The 13,421-nt window shown below is 70.5% G+C and carries 12 protein-coding genes and 1 riboswitch; of the genes, 1 reads left to right on the top strand and 11 read right to left on the bottom strand.

The genetic code is table 11. From position 1 onward, the window contains the following. Window positions 1-4 precede the first annotated feature (4 nt). From ACQZOG_RS21915 to ACQZOG_RS21895, 5 genes are all read right to left on the bottom strand, one after another. Window positions 5-1,180 carry an ABC transporter ATP-binding protein gene (locus tag ACQZOG_RS21915; protein ID WP_430741736.1) on the bottom strand — a complete coding sequence of 392 codons (1,176 nt, stop codon included), beginning with the start codon at window positions 1,178-1,180 and terminating at the stop codon, window positions 5-7. Further along, a complete protein-coding gene (locus ACQZOG_RS21910; protein WP_430741735.1) occupies window positions 1,181-2,857 on the bottom strand; it encodes an ABC transporter permease in 1,677 nt (558 codons plus the stop codon). After that, window positions 2,833-3,921 carry a thiamine ABC transporter substrate-binding protein gene (locus tag ACQZOG_RS21905; protein ID WP_230229258.1) on the bottom strand — a complete coding sequence of 363 codons (1,089 nt, stop codon included), beginning with the start codon at window positions 3,919-3,921 and terminating at the stop codon, window positions 2,833-2,835. The genes ACQZOG_RS21910 and ACQZOG_RS21905 overlap by 25 nt, the downstream gene beginning before the upstream one ends. A gap of 79 nt (window positions 3,922-4,000) precedes the next feature. After that, window positions 4,001-4,106, bottom strand: a riboswitch (TPP riboswitch). Between the two features lie 24 nt (window positions 4,107-4,130). Continuing rightward, a complete protein-coding gene (rlmN, locus tag ACQZOG_RS21900; protein ID WP_019523288.1) occupies window positions 4,131-5,237 on the bottom strand; it encodes a 23S rRNA (adenine(2503)-C(2))-methyltransferase RlmN in 1,107 nt (368 codons plus the stop codon). A gap of 258 nt (window positions 5,238-5,495) precedes the next feature. After that, the gene (locus ACQZOG_RS21895; protein WP_193456564.1) at window positions 5,496-5,924 is read right to left on the bottom strand and encodes a hypothetical protein; all 429 of its coding nucleotides are present in this window, start codon (window positions 5,922-5,924) and stop codon (window positions 5,496-5,498) included. A 297-nt stretch (window positions 5,925-6,221) separates the two neighbouring features. On the opposite strand from ACQZOG_RS21895, the gene proS reads away from it, so the two are divergent. Beyond that, window positions 6,222-7,634: a proline--tRNA ligase gene (gene proS, locus ACQZOG_RS21890; protein ID WP_430741734.1), complete on the top strand. Its 1,413-nt coding sequence runs from the start codon at window positions 6,222-6,224 to the stop codon at window positions 7,632-7,634. 53 nt (window positions 7,635-7,687) lie between these two features. Here proS and ACQZOG_RS21885 read toward each other — a convergent pair whose 3' ends face one another. The 6 genes from ACQZOG_RS21885 to rpsB form a co-directional block, all read right to left on the bottom strand. Beyond that, a complete protein-coding gene (locus tag ACQZOG_RS21885; protein ID WP_430741733.1) occupies window positions 7,688-8,683 on the bottom strand; it encodes a pentapeptide repeat-containing protein in 996 nt (331 codons plus the stop codon). Window positions 8,684-8,796: 113 nt separating this feature from the next. Beyond that, window positions 8,797-9,921: a phosphatidate cytidylyltransferase gene (locus ACQZOG_RS21880; RefSeq protein WP_078493020.1), complete on the bottom strand. Its 1,125-nt coding sequence runs from the start codon at window positions 9,919-9,921 to the stop codon at window positions 8,797-8,799. Continuing rightward, entirely contained in the window at window positions 9,921-10,478 is a 558-nt protein-coding gene (frr, locus tag ACQZOG_RS21875; protein WP_006136598.1) for a ribosome recycling factor, read from the bottom strand. Before frr ends, ACQZOG_RS21880 begins: the two co-directional genes overlap by 1 nt. Window positions 10,479-10,598: 120 nt before the next feature. Continuing rightward, window positions 10,599-11,357, bottom strand: coding sequence for a UMP kinase (gene pyrH, locus ACQZOG_RS21870; protein ID WP_033275927.1), 759 nt, complete (start codon window positions 11,355-11,357; stop codon window positions 10,599-10,601). Window positions 11,358-11,548: 191 nt separating this feature from the next. Next, window positions 11,549-12,385, bottom strand: a complete 837-nt coding sequence (gene tsf / locus ACQZOG_RS21865) for a translation elongation factor Ts (RefSeq protein ID WP_033275926.1) — start codon at window positions 12,383-12,385, stop codon at window positions 11,549-11,551. 154 nt (window positions 12,386-12,539) lie between these two features. Then, complete coding sequence (rpsB, locus tag ACQZOG_RS21860) at window positions 12,540-13,421, bottom strand: 30S ribosomal protein S2 (RefSeq protein ID WP_033275925.1); 882 nt, start codon at window positions 13,419-13,421, stop codon at window positions 12,540-12,542.

The following is a 13,421-nucleotide window of genomic DNA, read 5'->3' as shown; positions in this document are numbered from 1 at the left end:
GCGATCAGCCGAGCACGGCGATTTCCGCGCCGTCGAACTCCACGCCGGTGACGTCCCCGACGTCCGGGGCGTCCCGCAGCGCGCAGGCCGCCTCCAGCGGGGGCGCGTCCTCCGGCTGGAGACGCACGGCGACATGGGTGCCGCGGAAGGTGCGCGCGGTCACCGTGCAGCGCAGTCCCTCCCCGGCCGGGACCAGCCGGACCCCGGCCGGCCGGACCAGCAGGGGCCGCGTGCCCTCGGGCGCGTCCGGCGGCACCGGCACCTTGCCCCAGGGAGTGACGGCGACGCCGTCGGCGACGCTCGCCTCGACGACGTTCTCGAAGCCGAGGAAGCGGGCCACGAAGGCGTCGGCGGGCCGCTGCCACACCTCGAGCGGCGTGCCGGACTGGGCGATCCGCCCGTCGCGCATCACCACCACCCGGTCGGCGAGCGCGAACGCCTCGCCCTGGTCGTGCGTCACGGCCAGCACCGTGGTGCCCAGCCGGCCGAACAGGTCCCGCAGTTCGACGACGAGACGCTCCCTGAGCGACCGGTCGAGCTGGCCGAGCGGCTCGTCGAGCATCAGCAGCCGCGGGCTGGGCGCGAGCGCACGGGCCAGCGCCACCCGCTGCTGCTCACCCCCGGACAGGGCGGCGACGGCCCGCCCGGACGCCCCGGGCAGCCCGACCAGCTCCAGCAACTCCTTCACGCGCCGCACCTGTTCGGCGCGGGGCGCGCCGTGCATGCGCAGGCCGAAGGCCACGTTGCCTCCCACGTCCCGCTGCGGGAACAGCTGGTGGTCCTGGAACATCAGCCCGACGCCCCGCCGGTGCGCGGGCACGCCCGCCTGGTCACGACCGTCGAGCAGGACCCGCCCGGCGTCCAGCGGCTGGAGCCCGGCGACCGCGCGCAGCAGCGTGGACTTGCCGCTGCCGCTGGGCCCGAGCACGCACACGATCTCGTGCTCGGCGACACCGAGGCCGACGGAGTCCAGCGCGGCCCGGCCGCCGAAGCGGACGGTCGCGTCCTCGAGACGCAGCAGGCTGTCGGCGGGCGGCTTGCCGTGGACGGACGGCGTGCCGTGGACGGGCAGGTGGCTGTCGGTGGGCGGCTGCCTGTCGGTGGACGGCCGGCTCTCGGTAGGCGGCTGGTTCTCGGTGGGCAGCTGGGCCCCGGTGGGCGGCTGGCTGTCGGTGGGCATCTAGAACTCCCCCGTCCGGTCGGTCCGCAGCCGCTCCAGCACGAGCAGAGCCACGGCGCACACGATCATCAGAATCGTCGACAGGGCCATCGCCTGCCCGTAGTTGAGGTCCCCGGGCCGCCCCAGCAGCCGCGCCACGGCCACCGGCAGGGTGGGGTTGTCCGGCCGCGCGATGAACACCGTCGCCCCGAACTCCCCCAGCGACACCGCGAAGGCGAACCCGGCGGCGATCAGCAGCGCCCGCCGCACCAGCGGCAGGTCCACCTCCCGCCACGCCCGCCACGGCGACGCCCCCAGCACCGACGCCGCCTCCCTGAGCCGCACGTCCACCGCGCGCAGCACCGGCAGCATGGTCCGTACGACGAAGGGGACGCCGACCAGTGCCTGCGCGAGCGGCACCAGGATCCAGGAGGCGCGCAGGTCCAGCGGGGGCTCGTCGAGAGCGATGAGGAAGCCGAAGCCGACGGTCACCGCGGACACGCCGAGGGGCAGCATCAGCAGCGCGTCGAACCCGCGCACCAGCCGTCCCGCGTCCCGCCGGGTCAGCGCGACGGCGGCGAGACCGCCGATCACCACGGCGATCACGGTGGCGGTGACGGCGTAGCGCAGGGAGTTGCCGATCGCCTCGATCGGGGCGACCAGGAAGACGCCGCCGTCGGCCTCGGTCAGCGCCCGGTAGTAGGCGAGACCGACGCCGGCGAAGGACCGCTGCACCAGAACGGCGAGCGGCAGGAGCAGGAGGACGACGACCGTGGCGACGACCCCGCCGAGCAGCGCCCACTGCCCGGCCCCGCGCGGGCGGCGGGCGGTGGCCGAGGCGTCGACGAGCCGCAGCGCGGTCTCCCGGCGCCGCACGGTCCAGGCGTGCAGGGCGAGGATCGCACCGACGGCGACGAACTGGATCAGCGTGAGGACGGCGGCCGTGGACAGGTCGAAGATGTCCGCGGTCTGCCGGTAGATCTCCACCTCCAGGGTGGAGAAGGCGGGTCCGCCGAGGATCTGCACCACGCCGAACGACGTGAAGGTGAAGAGGAAGGCCATCAGCGCGGCGGCGGCCACGGCGGGCGCGAGCGCCGGGAGGGTGACCGTGCGCCAGGCGGTGAGGCGGGAGGCGCCGAGCATCCGCGCGGCCTCCTCCTGGCGCGGGTCGAGCTGCGCCCACAGCCCGCCCACGGTGCGGACGACCACGGCGTAGTTGAAGAAGACGTGCGCGAGGAGGATCGCCCAGACCGTGGTGTCCAGGCGCACGCCCCACAGCTCGTCCAGCAGCCCGCCGCGCCCGACGAGCGCCATGAACGCCGTGCCGACGACGACCGTCGGCAGCACGAACGGCACGGTGATCACCGCGCGCAGCACCTGTCGGCCGGGGAAGTCGAAGCGGGCCAGGGCGTAGGCGCCAGGCAGGGCGATCACCAGGGTGAGGGCCGTGGAGAGGAGCGCCTGCCAGGTGGTGAACCACAGCACCTGGCGGATGTCGGACTGGCCGAGCACGTCCGCGATCCGCCCGGGCTGCCAGCCGCCGTCGGTCTTCAGCCCTCGGGCGACGATCGCGGCGACCGGGTAGGCGAAGAAGACGGCGAAGAACGCGGCCGGCACGGCCATGAGGCCGAGCCGGGCCGCGTTGCGGCGCCACCATCCGGGCCGCCGCGGTGTCACTTCAGTACGAGCGAGGTCCACGACTTGACCCACTGGTCACGGTTTTCGGCGATCTTCGCCGGGTCCATGGTCCGCGGCTCCTTCGCCTGCGGCCCGAACTGCACGAACTCCTCCGGCACCTGGGCGCCCTCACGCACCGGATACACGAACATGTTGAGCGGCATGTCCTCCTGGAAGGTCTTGCCGGCCATGAAGTCCAGGAGCGCCTTGCCGCCCTCGGGGTTCCTGGCGTTGCTCAGCAGACCGGCGTACTCGACCTGGCGGAAGCAGGTGCCCTCGGCGACGCCGGTGGGCGCCGTGTCGGGCCGCGGGTCGGCGTAGATCACCTCGGCGGGCGGCGAGGAGGCGTACGACACGACGAGCGGGCGGTCGGCCTTGGCCTTCTTGCCACCGGCCGAGCCGGAGAACTCCTCGTTGTACGCCTGCTCCCAGCCGTCGACGACCTTGACGCCGTTGTCCTTGAGCTTCCCCCAGTAGTCCTCCCACCCCTTGTCCCCGTACTCGGCGGCGGTGCCGAGCAGGAAGCCGAGGCCGGGCGAGGAGGTGGCGGCGTTCTCGACGACGAGGAGGTCCTTGTAGGCGGGCTTGGCCAGGTCGTCGAAGGTCTTCGGCGGGGTCAGCTTCTTCTTCTGGAACCACGCCTTGTCGTAGTTGACGCAGACGTCGCCGGTGTCGACGGGGGTGACGCGGTGCTTGTCCTCGTCGACCCGGTACTCGGGCAGGATCAGGTCGGAGCCCTTGGCCTCGTAGGACTGGAAGAGGCCGTTGTCGAGGGCGCGGGACAGCAGGGTGTTGTCGACGCCGAAGAAGACGTCGCCCTGGGGGTTGTCCTTGGTCAGGATCGCCTTGTTCACGGCCTGCCCGGCGTCGCCGTCCTCGAGGACCTTGAGCTTGTATCCGGACTGCTTCTCGAAGGCGGCGACGACGTCCTCGGACACGGCCCACGAGTTGTGACTGACGAGGGTCACGGTCTTCGAGCCCTCGCCGCCGGCGCCGCCGCCGTCCCCGCCGGACGAGCCGCAGGCGGACAGTGTGACGAGCCCCAGCCCGACGGCCAGGACGGTGACCTTCTTGGTGATGCCCACTTGATTCCTCCTGGAGTGACCAGGAAGAGACGCGGCCCTGCCCGGGATCCCCGGCGGGGTCCCGGGCAGGGCGCAACAGCTCGAGTGATGACCGATCTCCCTACCCAGAATGACCTGGGCCAGGTTCGGAGGGTCTGCGGCCGGTGCCGCACTCTCAGCGCTGTGGCGCTCCCCTGTCGGAATATGCAGATGTGTTGACGCCGGTCAGACTACCGCTCGGTGGCGGCGAGCTGACCACACGCCCCGTCGATCTCCTGACCACGGGTGTCCCGGATCGTCACCGGCACACCGTGCGCGGCGATCGCCTCGACGAACGCCTTCTCGTCCTCGGGCCGCGACGCGGTCCACTTGGAGCCGGGCGTCGGGTTGAGCGGGATGAGGTTGACGTGCACGGGACGCCCCTTGAGCATGCGCCCGAGCCGGTCACCGCGCCACGCCTGATCGTTGATGTCCCGGATCAGCGCGTACTCGATGGACAGCCGGCGCCCGGACTTCGCCGCGTACTCGAACCCGGCGTCGAGCACCTCGCGCACCTTCCACCGTGTGTTCACGGGGACGAGGGTGTCGCGGAGCTCGTCGTCGGGGGCGTGCAGCGAGATCGCCAGGCGGCACTTGAAGCCCTCGTCGGAGAACCGGTGGATCGCCGGGACGAGACCGACGGTGGACACGGTGATCCCGCGCTGCGACAGGCCGAGGCCGTCGGGCTCGGGGTCGGTGAGGCGGCGGATGGCGCCGACGACGCGGTTGTAGTTGGCGAGGGGCTCGCCCATGCCCATGAACACGATGTTGCTCAGCCGCGCGGGCCCGCCGGGCACCTCGCCCTCGCGGAGCGCGCGCATGCCGTCGACGATCTGGTGCACGATCTCGGCGGTGGACAGGTTCCGGTCCAGCCCCGCCTGCCCGGTCGCGCAGAACGGGCAGTTCATGCCGCAGCCGGCCTGCGAGCTGATGCACATGGTGACCCGGTCCGGGTACCGCATCAGCACGGACTCGACGAGCGTCCCGTCGAACAGCTTCCACAGCGTCTTGCGGGTCGTCCCCTGGTCGGTGGACAGGTGCCGCACGACGCTCATCAGCTCGGGAAGCAGCGCTTCCCGCAGCTTGCCGCGCGAACCGGCGGGGATGTCGGTCCACTGCTCCGGATCGTGCGCGTACCGCGCGAAGTAGTGCTGCGAGAGCTGCTTGGCACGGAACGGCTTCTCACCGACCGCGACGACCGCCTCCTTGCGCTCGGCAGGCGTGAGATCGGCAAGATGCCGCGGCGGCTTCTTGGCTCCGCGCGGCGCGACGAATGTAAGTTCTCCGGGCTTAGGCATGGCTGTACCAGTGTCGCAGATCCAGATGGGTGACCTGCGGGTGTCGGGGGCCACACCTGTCGGTGGGGGGCGTCGCTGGTCGCTCTTGAGCGCCTCCGACGGCCCGGGGGCGATCACTCGACGCTTGCGCGCCACTCATCGAGCCGTGCCGCCGAGTGCCGTTGCCGTCCATCGTCGGCGCTGTCAGCACAGCCGTCGTCGCCGTGGGCGACACCGCACCGCTTCATTAGTTCGGTCACAGTGGTCGGCGACCAAGCATCAAGCGCCGACACCGTCGGTCGCCGAGCCGTCGGTGACCGGCTTGGTACGTCGTCGTCCGGCGTCGTTGACGTCAGCGGTGGATGCCAGTGCGCGACTCAGCGGGAAGGCCGCACTCAGCACCAATACGCCGAAGAGCGTCATGGGCAAGAGCCCGACCGGACGGACGAAGGCAGCCGGGTGCGTCAGGACGGCATCCCACTGAACCCACCAGTTCGCAGTGAGGTCGACGAGCATGATGCCAGCACAAAGGAGCGGCCCGAGTGGGTGGACACGGACGGTCAGCAGGGCCGCCAACGGATCCAGCAGGAGGAGAGCGTGGAACAGCAGTTGCACCGGTACCGGCGCGTAGCTGTACGCGGCCGGCCCGCCCGCCACCAAGAAGTACGCGTGCGCCACCGTTCCTTCGAGAAATCCGACGACGTACACAGCCACCAACCACCGAGCCCACGTCGGGCGACTCCCCCACCGCATTCCGATCACTCTAGGCCGCCAGCTCGTCAGAGGCGCCGGATCCGACGACGATCGGACATCACCGGTGTGAAAGATCCCGTATGCGGATCAGGCTGACCCGCAGACGCTGGCGTACCACACGTCGGATCTGTGGCTGCTGGTGCCCGCAGTTCCCCAGACGGAGTGCAGCAGGAAGAGGGCGTTGCCGCGGGGCTGCCGGTCACGCCGTAATCGGGTCGCGCCCCGGCCGGGCCGCGTCCTACTCTGCGCGCCATGGCAAAGGCACCCGTTCTCACACCCCGCGCGGACGACTTCCCCCGCTGGTACCAGGACCTGGTCGGCAAGGCCGAGCTGGCCGACAACGGGCCGGTGCGCGGCACCATGGTCGTGCGACCGTACGGGTACGGCCTGTGGGAGCGGATGCAGCAGGAGGTGGACGCCCGGATCAAGGCGGCCGGCGCGCAGAACGCGTACTTTCCCCTCTTCATCCCGCAGTCGTACCTGACGAAGGAAGCCGAGCACGTCGAGGGGTTCGCGCCGGAACTGGCCGTGGTCACGCACGGTGGGGGCAAGGAGCTGGAGGAGCCCGTCGTCGTCCGCCCCACGTCCGAGACGATCGTCAACGACTACTTCTCCAAGTGGGTGCAGAGCTACCGCGACCTCCCGCTGCTGATCAACCAGTGGGCGAACGTGGTCCGCTGGGAGCTGCGGCCGCGGGTGTTCCTCCGTACGACGGAATTCCTGTGGCAGGAAGGCCACACGGCACACGCCACCTACGAGGACGCCCGGGACTACGCCGCGCGCATCCACCAGGAGGTGTACGCCGACTTCCTGGTGAACGTCCTCGCCATGGACGTCGTACCGGGTCGCAAGACGGTCAGGGAGCGGTTCGCCGGCGCGATCAACACGCTCACTCTGGAAGGCATGATGGGCGACGGCAAGGCCCTCCAGCTGGCCACGAGCCACGAACTGGGCCAGAACTTCGCCAAGGCGTTCGGGACGCGCTACCTGTCGAAGGACGGCCGTGAGGAACACGTCTGGCAGACGTCGTGGGGTTCCACTACCCGGATGGTCGGCGCGCTGGTGATGACGCACGGCGACGACGACGGCCTTCGCGTCCCACCGCGTCTGGCCCCGGTTCAGGTGGTCGTCGTGGCTGTCAAGGGCGACGACGCGGTCCTGGACACGGTCCGTGGGATCGCCGACCGGTTGAGGACGGCCGGTGTCCGCGTGCAGGTCGACGACCGCACCGACACGCCGTTCGGCCGCCGCGCGGTCGACTGGGAGCTCAAGGGGGTGCCGGTACGCGTCGAGGTCGGGCCGCGTGACGTGGAGAACGGCACCGCCGCGCTGGTCCGTCGCGTGGCGGGAAGCAAGGAGCCGACGCCGATCGGGGCGCTGCCCGAGATCCTGCCCACGGTGCTGGAGGACGACCAGGCGCTTCTGCTGGCCCAGTCCCGTCAGCGTCGCGACGACCGCACCGTCGAGGTGACCACGGTCGAGGAGGCCGCGGAGGCGGCGAGCACCGGCTGGGCGCGCATCGCCTGGGAAACCCTGGGCGTGGAGGGTGAGGCCAAGCTCGCCGAGCAGGGCGTCACCGTGCGGTGTTTGGTCGCGGCGGACGGTTCCGTTCCCGTGAGCGACGACCAGCCTGGCAACATCGCCGTCGTGGCACGCGCGTACTGACCGGCCCCGGTCAGCGGTGATCCGGTCACGGGATCGTCACTGACCGACCCCGGTCAGCGGTGATCCGGGCACGGGATCGTGGCGTCCTCGAGCGCCGAGCCCGTGAGGACGGCTCCGGACAGGTCCGCCCCCATGAGGACCGCTTCGGAGACGTCCGCGCCCGTGAGGACCGCTTCGGACAGGTCCGCCGCCGTGAGGACCGCGCCCCTCAGGTGCGCGTCGGTCATGTCCGCGTACATCAGGTCCGCGCCGGTCAGGTCCACGCCGCACAGCAGCGCGGAGCGCAGGTCCGTGTCGGTCAGTGCCGCGTCCCGCAGAACAGCGCCGTTCATGTTCGCGTGACTCAGCTGCGCGTTGCTCAGGTTCGCGTCGGTCAGGTTCGCGCCGGTGAGATGGGCGTGCCTCAGGTCCACGCCCGTCAGGTTCGCGTGGCTCAGATCCGCGCCGGTCAGATCCGCACCGCTCAGGTCCGCGCCATAGGCGTCCGCATGGCGCAGGTCCGCGCCCATGAGCGCCGCGCCGCGGAGGTCCGCCCCGCACAGGTTCAGGGGGTCCGCGCTGTAGGGCTGCCGGGGGCGGGCGAGATCAGCGGCCTCCGGGACTGCCGCGGCGGGCACGCGCCCGGCGCTCCGTGTGATGGCTTCGGCCGTGGCTTCCAGGGCGCCGGCCGGGGCGTCGGGACAGGACAGGTAGAGCAGTCCGCGAAGGCGGGCCTCGTGCTCCGCACGCTCGTCGTCCGTCATGTCGCCTCCGGCGCCGGCCGTCGGCTGAGGGAGGGGTGCCTGAGGCCTGACGCAGACGGGGCAGCGGTGACCGGGCACGTCGCCGACCGCCAGCAACACGTGGACGGCCTCGCGCTCCGCCGCCCGCGAGGCCGCCGCCGGCCGGGGCCACGCCCCCGCGATCGCTGCGGACAGCAGGACGAAGTGCTGCTCCGCCCGCTCCCGGTCGGGCTCGGCACCGCCGTGACTGTGACGCGCTTCGAACGCCGAGACGGCAGCCCTGACGGACGCGCCGCCTTGCTCATGCAGCAGGTGCAAGGTGATCACCAGCGGCCCCTTTCGTCGTCACGATCGCAGGACCTGTTCGGCATGTGGACAGCATTCGGGCCCCCGTCCCAGCGGGACGAGGGCCCAAAGGTCATGGCGCTACGAGAGGAACCTCAGCCCGACCCCACGAAGACCGCCAGCAGCAGCCACACCACCGGCGCCGTCGGCAGGAGGGAGTCCAGGCGGTCCATGATGCCGCCGTGGCCCGGCAGCAGCGTGCCCATGTCCTTGATGCCGAGGTCACGTTTGATCATCGACTCACCGAGGTCGCCCAGCGTGGCGCTCGCGGCGACCGCGAGACCCAGCAGCAGGCCCTGCCACCACTGGCCGTCGTCGATGAGGAACTGCATGCACAGCGCGCCCGCCGCCATCGAGAAGCCGACCGCGCCCAGCAGGCCCTCGCGGGTCTTGCCGGGGCTGATGCGCGGGGCGAGCTTGCGCTTGCCGAAGCGCCAGCCGACCGCGTACGCGCCGGTGTCGCTGACCACGGTGAGCAGCAGGAAGGTCAGCACGCGCCAGGGGCCGTCCTCGGCCTTCAGCAGCATCGCGACGAACGTCGCCAGGAAGGGGACGTAGAACACCGCGAAGACGCCCGCCGTGACGTCCTTGAGGTAGCCCTCCGGCGGTGCCGTCATGCGCCACACCAGCACCGCCAGCGTGGTGAGCGCCATGGCGACCCACGCGCCCTCCGCGCCCCGGGCGTACCCGGCGACGACCATCGCCGCGCCGCCCAGCGCCAGTGGGACGAGGGGCGCCTTGATCCCCTTGCGCTCGTCCAGCCGCGTCGTCAGCTCCCACAGGCCCACCACGACGGCGACCGCGATCACCCCGACGAAGACGGCCTTGACGAAGAACAGCGACGCGACGATCACCGCGCCGAGTCCGACGCCGACGCCTATCGCCGCGCCGAGGTCCCGCCCCGCGCTCTTCTTCTGCGGTGCGGGGGCCGGCTGCGGGGCGTGGGGCATGGGCTCCGGATTCTGCGGCACCTCCCCCGGCAGGGGGCGGGCCCGCGTCGGCTCGTCTCGGAACAGGGGGCCGCTCAGCCGAGCAGCCCCCCGGTCCGCATCCTGGTCTCCGCCGTGTTCGGGTACGTCAGGCACGATGGGCATGGGCCGCGTCTGCTGTGCTTGGTGCGCATCGTACGCGGGACCCGCCGGGACAGCTCCCCGGTCGGGTCCCTGGTCGGACGGCCCCCAGTACCCGGTCTGCGGCGTCCCCCAGGAAGAGTCGTTCATCAGACCTCGAGCAGCTCCGCTTCCTTGTGCTTCAGGAGCTCGTCCACCTGGGCGACGTACTTCGCCGTGGTGTCGTCGAGCTCCTTCTCCGCACGGCGGCCCTCGTCCTCGCCGACCTCGCCGTCCTTGATCAGCTTGTCGATGGCTTCCTTCGCCTTGCGGCGCACGGAGCGAATCGAGATCTTCGCGTCCTCGCCCTTGCCCTTGGCGACCTTGATGTACTCGCGCCGGCGCTCCTCGGTCAGCTCGGGGAACACCACCCGGATGATGTTGCCGTCGTTGCTCGGGTTGACGCCCAGGTCGGAGTCACGGATCGCCTGCTCGATGTTGCGCAGGGCGCTCTTGTCGAACGGGGTCACCACGGCCATGCGCGGCTCGGGCACGGAGAACGAGGCCAGCTGGTTGATCGGCGTCGGCGCGCCGTAGTAGTCGGCCACGATCTTGTTGAACATCGCCGGGTGCGCACGGCCGGTGCGGATCGCGGCGAAGTCCTCCTTGGCGACCACGACGGCCTTCTCCATCTTCTCCTCGGCCTCGAGGAGGGTCTCTTCGATCACCACTTGCTCCTGCGTGTCTTGAGTAGGCCCGGCTGCGGTCCTCGGTCGGGGCGGCGGCCGGCTGCGTCGCGTCTTCTTCCTGCACGGTTCACGACCGGCAGGACATTGTCCATCCCCCGGTCAGTCGCGCCCGGCCTGGTCGTCCACCAGCGTGCCGATCTTCTCACCCTTGACGGCGCGGGCGATGTTGCCCTCCTTGAGGAGTTCGAACACGACGATCGGCAGGTTGTTGTCACGGCAGAGGGTGACGGCCGTGGCGTCGGCGACCTTGAGGTTGCGGGTGATGACCTCGCCGAAGCCGAGGGAGTCGAACTTGACGGCGTCGGGGTTGGTCTTGGGGTCGGAGTCGTAGACCCCGTCGACACCGTTCTTGCCCATGAGCAGCGCCTCGGCGTCGATCTCGAGGGCGCGCTGCGCGGCGGTGGTGTCGGTGGAGAAGTACGGCATGCCCATACCGGCGCCGAAGATGACCACGCGGCCCTTCTCCAGGTGGCGCACGGCGCGCAGCGGGATGTAGGGCTCGGCGACCTGGCCCATGGTGATGGCGGTCTGCACGCGGCAGTCGACGCCCTCCTTCTCCAGGAAGTCCTGGAGGGCCAGGCAGTTCATCACGGTGCCGAGCATGCCCATGTAGTCGGAGCGGGCGCGGTCCATGCCGCGCACCTGGAGCTCGGCTCCGCGGAAGAAGTTGCCGCCGCCGATCACGATCGCGATCTCCGCGCCGTCCCGTACGACGGCCGCGATCTCACGGGCGATGGCGTGCACCACGTCGGGATCGACGCCCAGGCCTCCGCCACCGGAGAAGGCCTCTCCGGACAGCTTCAGCAGAAACCGGCCGCGCACTTTGCCGTCGTCGCTCTTCTCAGCCTTGGTCGTCATGGTCGAATCCCGCCTCTTTCACGTGTTGCACATACGAAGAAGGCCATTGCCGGTGGGGCGTGGTTCGCATCCCATGCGGCAATGGCCTCCTCGTCAGATCTGCTGTCGCCCGGCACGCGCGCGTGCGTGGACGCGTGTCCGAACGACTGCTGTCGACCCTATCGGGGTCGCGCGCCCGTCGCGGTACGGACTCAGATGCCGACCTTGATGCGCGAGAAGCGCTTCAGGGTGACACCGGCCTCGTCCAGGACCTTCTGGACGGACTTCTTGTTGTCGAGCGCGTAGGGCTGGCCGAGCAGCGTGGCGTCCTTGAAGAAGCCGTTGAGGCGACCCTCGACGATCTTGCCGATCGCGGCCTCGGGCTTGCCCTCGGCGCGGGTGGTCTCCTCGGCGATGCGACGCTCGGACTCGACGACCTCGGCCGGCACGTCCTCCTTGGAGAGGTACTTCGGCGCGAAGGCGGCGATGTGCTGGGCGACGCCCTTGGCGATCTCGGCGTTCGGCTTGTCCAGCTCGACGAGCACACCGATCTGCGGGGGCAGGTCGGGCATCGTGCGGTGCATGTACGCCGTCACGTAGCCGTCGGCGAACTGCGCGAAGCGGTCCAGCACGATCTTCTCGCCGAGGTTGGCGTTGGCCTCGTCCACGAACGCCTGGACGGTCTTGCCGGCCTCGATCTCGGAGGCGAGCAGGGCCTCGATGTCGGCCGGGGCGGTCTTGGCGACGTGCTCGGCGATCGCGGTGGCGACGGCCTGGAACTTCTCACCCTTGGCGACGAAGTCCGTCTCGCACTTCAGCTCGACGATGACACCGGAGGAGTTGTCGTCGGCGAGGACCGAGACCACGGCGCCGTTCTCGGCGGAGCGGCCCTCGCGCTTGGCGACGCCCTTCTGGCCCTTGATGCGGAGCGCCTCGACGGCCTTGTCGACGTTGCCGTCGGCCTCGTCCAGCGCCTTCTTGCAGTCCATCATGCCGGCGCCGGTGAGCTCCCGGAGCTTCTTGACGTCGGCGGCGGTGTAGTTCGCCATGAGTCTGTGAATCTTTCTCGAAGTCTGGAGGTTCGAAGATCGGCGGGGCGGGACCGCTTCGTGGGCAGGTCCCGGGCCACCGCCGGTCTACGGGTGAACGGCGGGAGCGGACGTCATGTCACCGCTCCCGCCGTCATCGGCTCGTACGGAGCGGTCAGGCCTGCTCGGCCTTGGGCTCGGCGTCGGCCTGCGGGGCCTCGGCGGCGGGCGCCTCGGCCGGCTTCTCGCCCTCGGCGGCGGCCGGAGCGGCCTCCTCGGCCTTCTTCTCGCCCTCGAGCAGGTCGCGCTCCCACTCGGCCAGCGGCTCGCCGGCGGCCTTCTCGCCCTTGCCCTCACCGGCGCCACCGGAACGGGCGATGAGGCCCTCGGCGACGGCGTCGGCGATCACGCGGGTGAGCAGGGTGACGGAGCGGATCGCGTCGTCGTTGCCCGGGATCTTGTAGTCGACCTCGTCGGGGTCGCAGTTGGTGTCGAGGATGGCGACGACCGGGATGTTGAGCTTCCGGGCCTCGCCGACCGCGATGTGCTCCTTCTTGGTGTCCACGATCCAGACGGCGCTGGGCACCTTCTGCATCTCGCGGATACCGCCGAGGGTCTTCTCCAGCTTCGCCTTCTCGCGGGAGAGGACCAGCAGCTCCTTCTTGGTGAGGCCGGAGGCGGCCACGTCCTCGAAGTCGATCTGCTCGAGCTCCTTGAGGCGCTGCAGACGCTTGTAGACGGTCGAGAAGTTGGTGAGCATGCCGCCCAGCCAGCGCTGGTTGACGTAGGGCATGCCGACGCGGGTGGCCTGCTCGGCGATGGCCTCCTGCGCCTGCTTCTTCGTGCCGACGAACATGACCGTGCCGCCGTGGGCGACGGTCTCCTTGACGAACTCGTAGGCGCGGTCGATGTACGACAGCGACTGGAGCAGGTCGATGATGTAGATGCCGTTGCGCTCCGTGAAGATGAAGCGCTTCATCTTCGGGTTCCAGCGACGGGTCTGGTGACCGAAGTGGACGCCGCTCTCCAGCAGCTCCCGCATCGTGACGACGGCCAT

It is taken from the genome of Streptomyces sp. P13-3-3 (assembly GCF_050571355.1).
In the GTDB taxonomy this organism is placed as follows: domain Bacteria; phylum Actinomycetota; class Actinomycetes; order Streptomycetales; family Streptomycetaceae; genus Streptomyces; species Streptomyces althioticus.
The sequence above is the reverse complement of the archived record's forward strand: the minus strand, read 5'-3'. Positions and strand labels throughout refer to the sequence as shown.

Coding starts and splice junctions, on each gene's coding strand:
- pyrH (WP_033275927.1), bottom strand. CDS start 11,357: ATGACGACCAAGGCTGAGAAGAGCGACGACGGCAAAGTGCGCGGCCGG.
- rlmN (WP_019523288.1), bottom strand. CDS start 5,237: ATGCCTAAGCCCGGAGAACTTACATTCGTCGCGCCGCGCGGAGCCAAG.
- ACQZOG_RS21880 (WP_078493020.1), bottom strand. CDS start 9,921: ATGAACGACTCTTCCTGGGGGACGCCGCAGACCGGGTACTGGGGGCCG.
- ACQZOG_RS21915 (WP_430741736.1), bottom strand. CDS start 1,180: ATGCCCACCGACAGCCAGCCGCCCACCGGGGCCCAGCTGCCCACCGAG.
- proS (WP_430741734.1), top strand. CDS start 6,222: ATGGCAAAGGCACCCGTTCTCACACCCCGCGCGGACGACTTCCCCCGC.
- rpsB (WP_033275925.1), bottom strand. CDS start 13,421: ATGGCCGTCGTCACGATGCGGGAGCTGCTGGAGAGCGGCGTCCACTTC.
- tsf (WP_033275926.1), bottom strand. CDS start 12,385: ATGGCGAACTACACCGCCGCCGACGTCAAGAAGCTCCGGGAGCTCACC.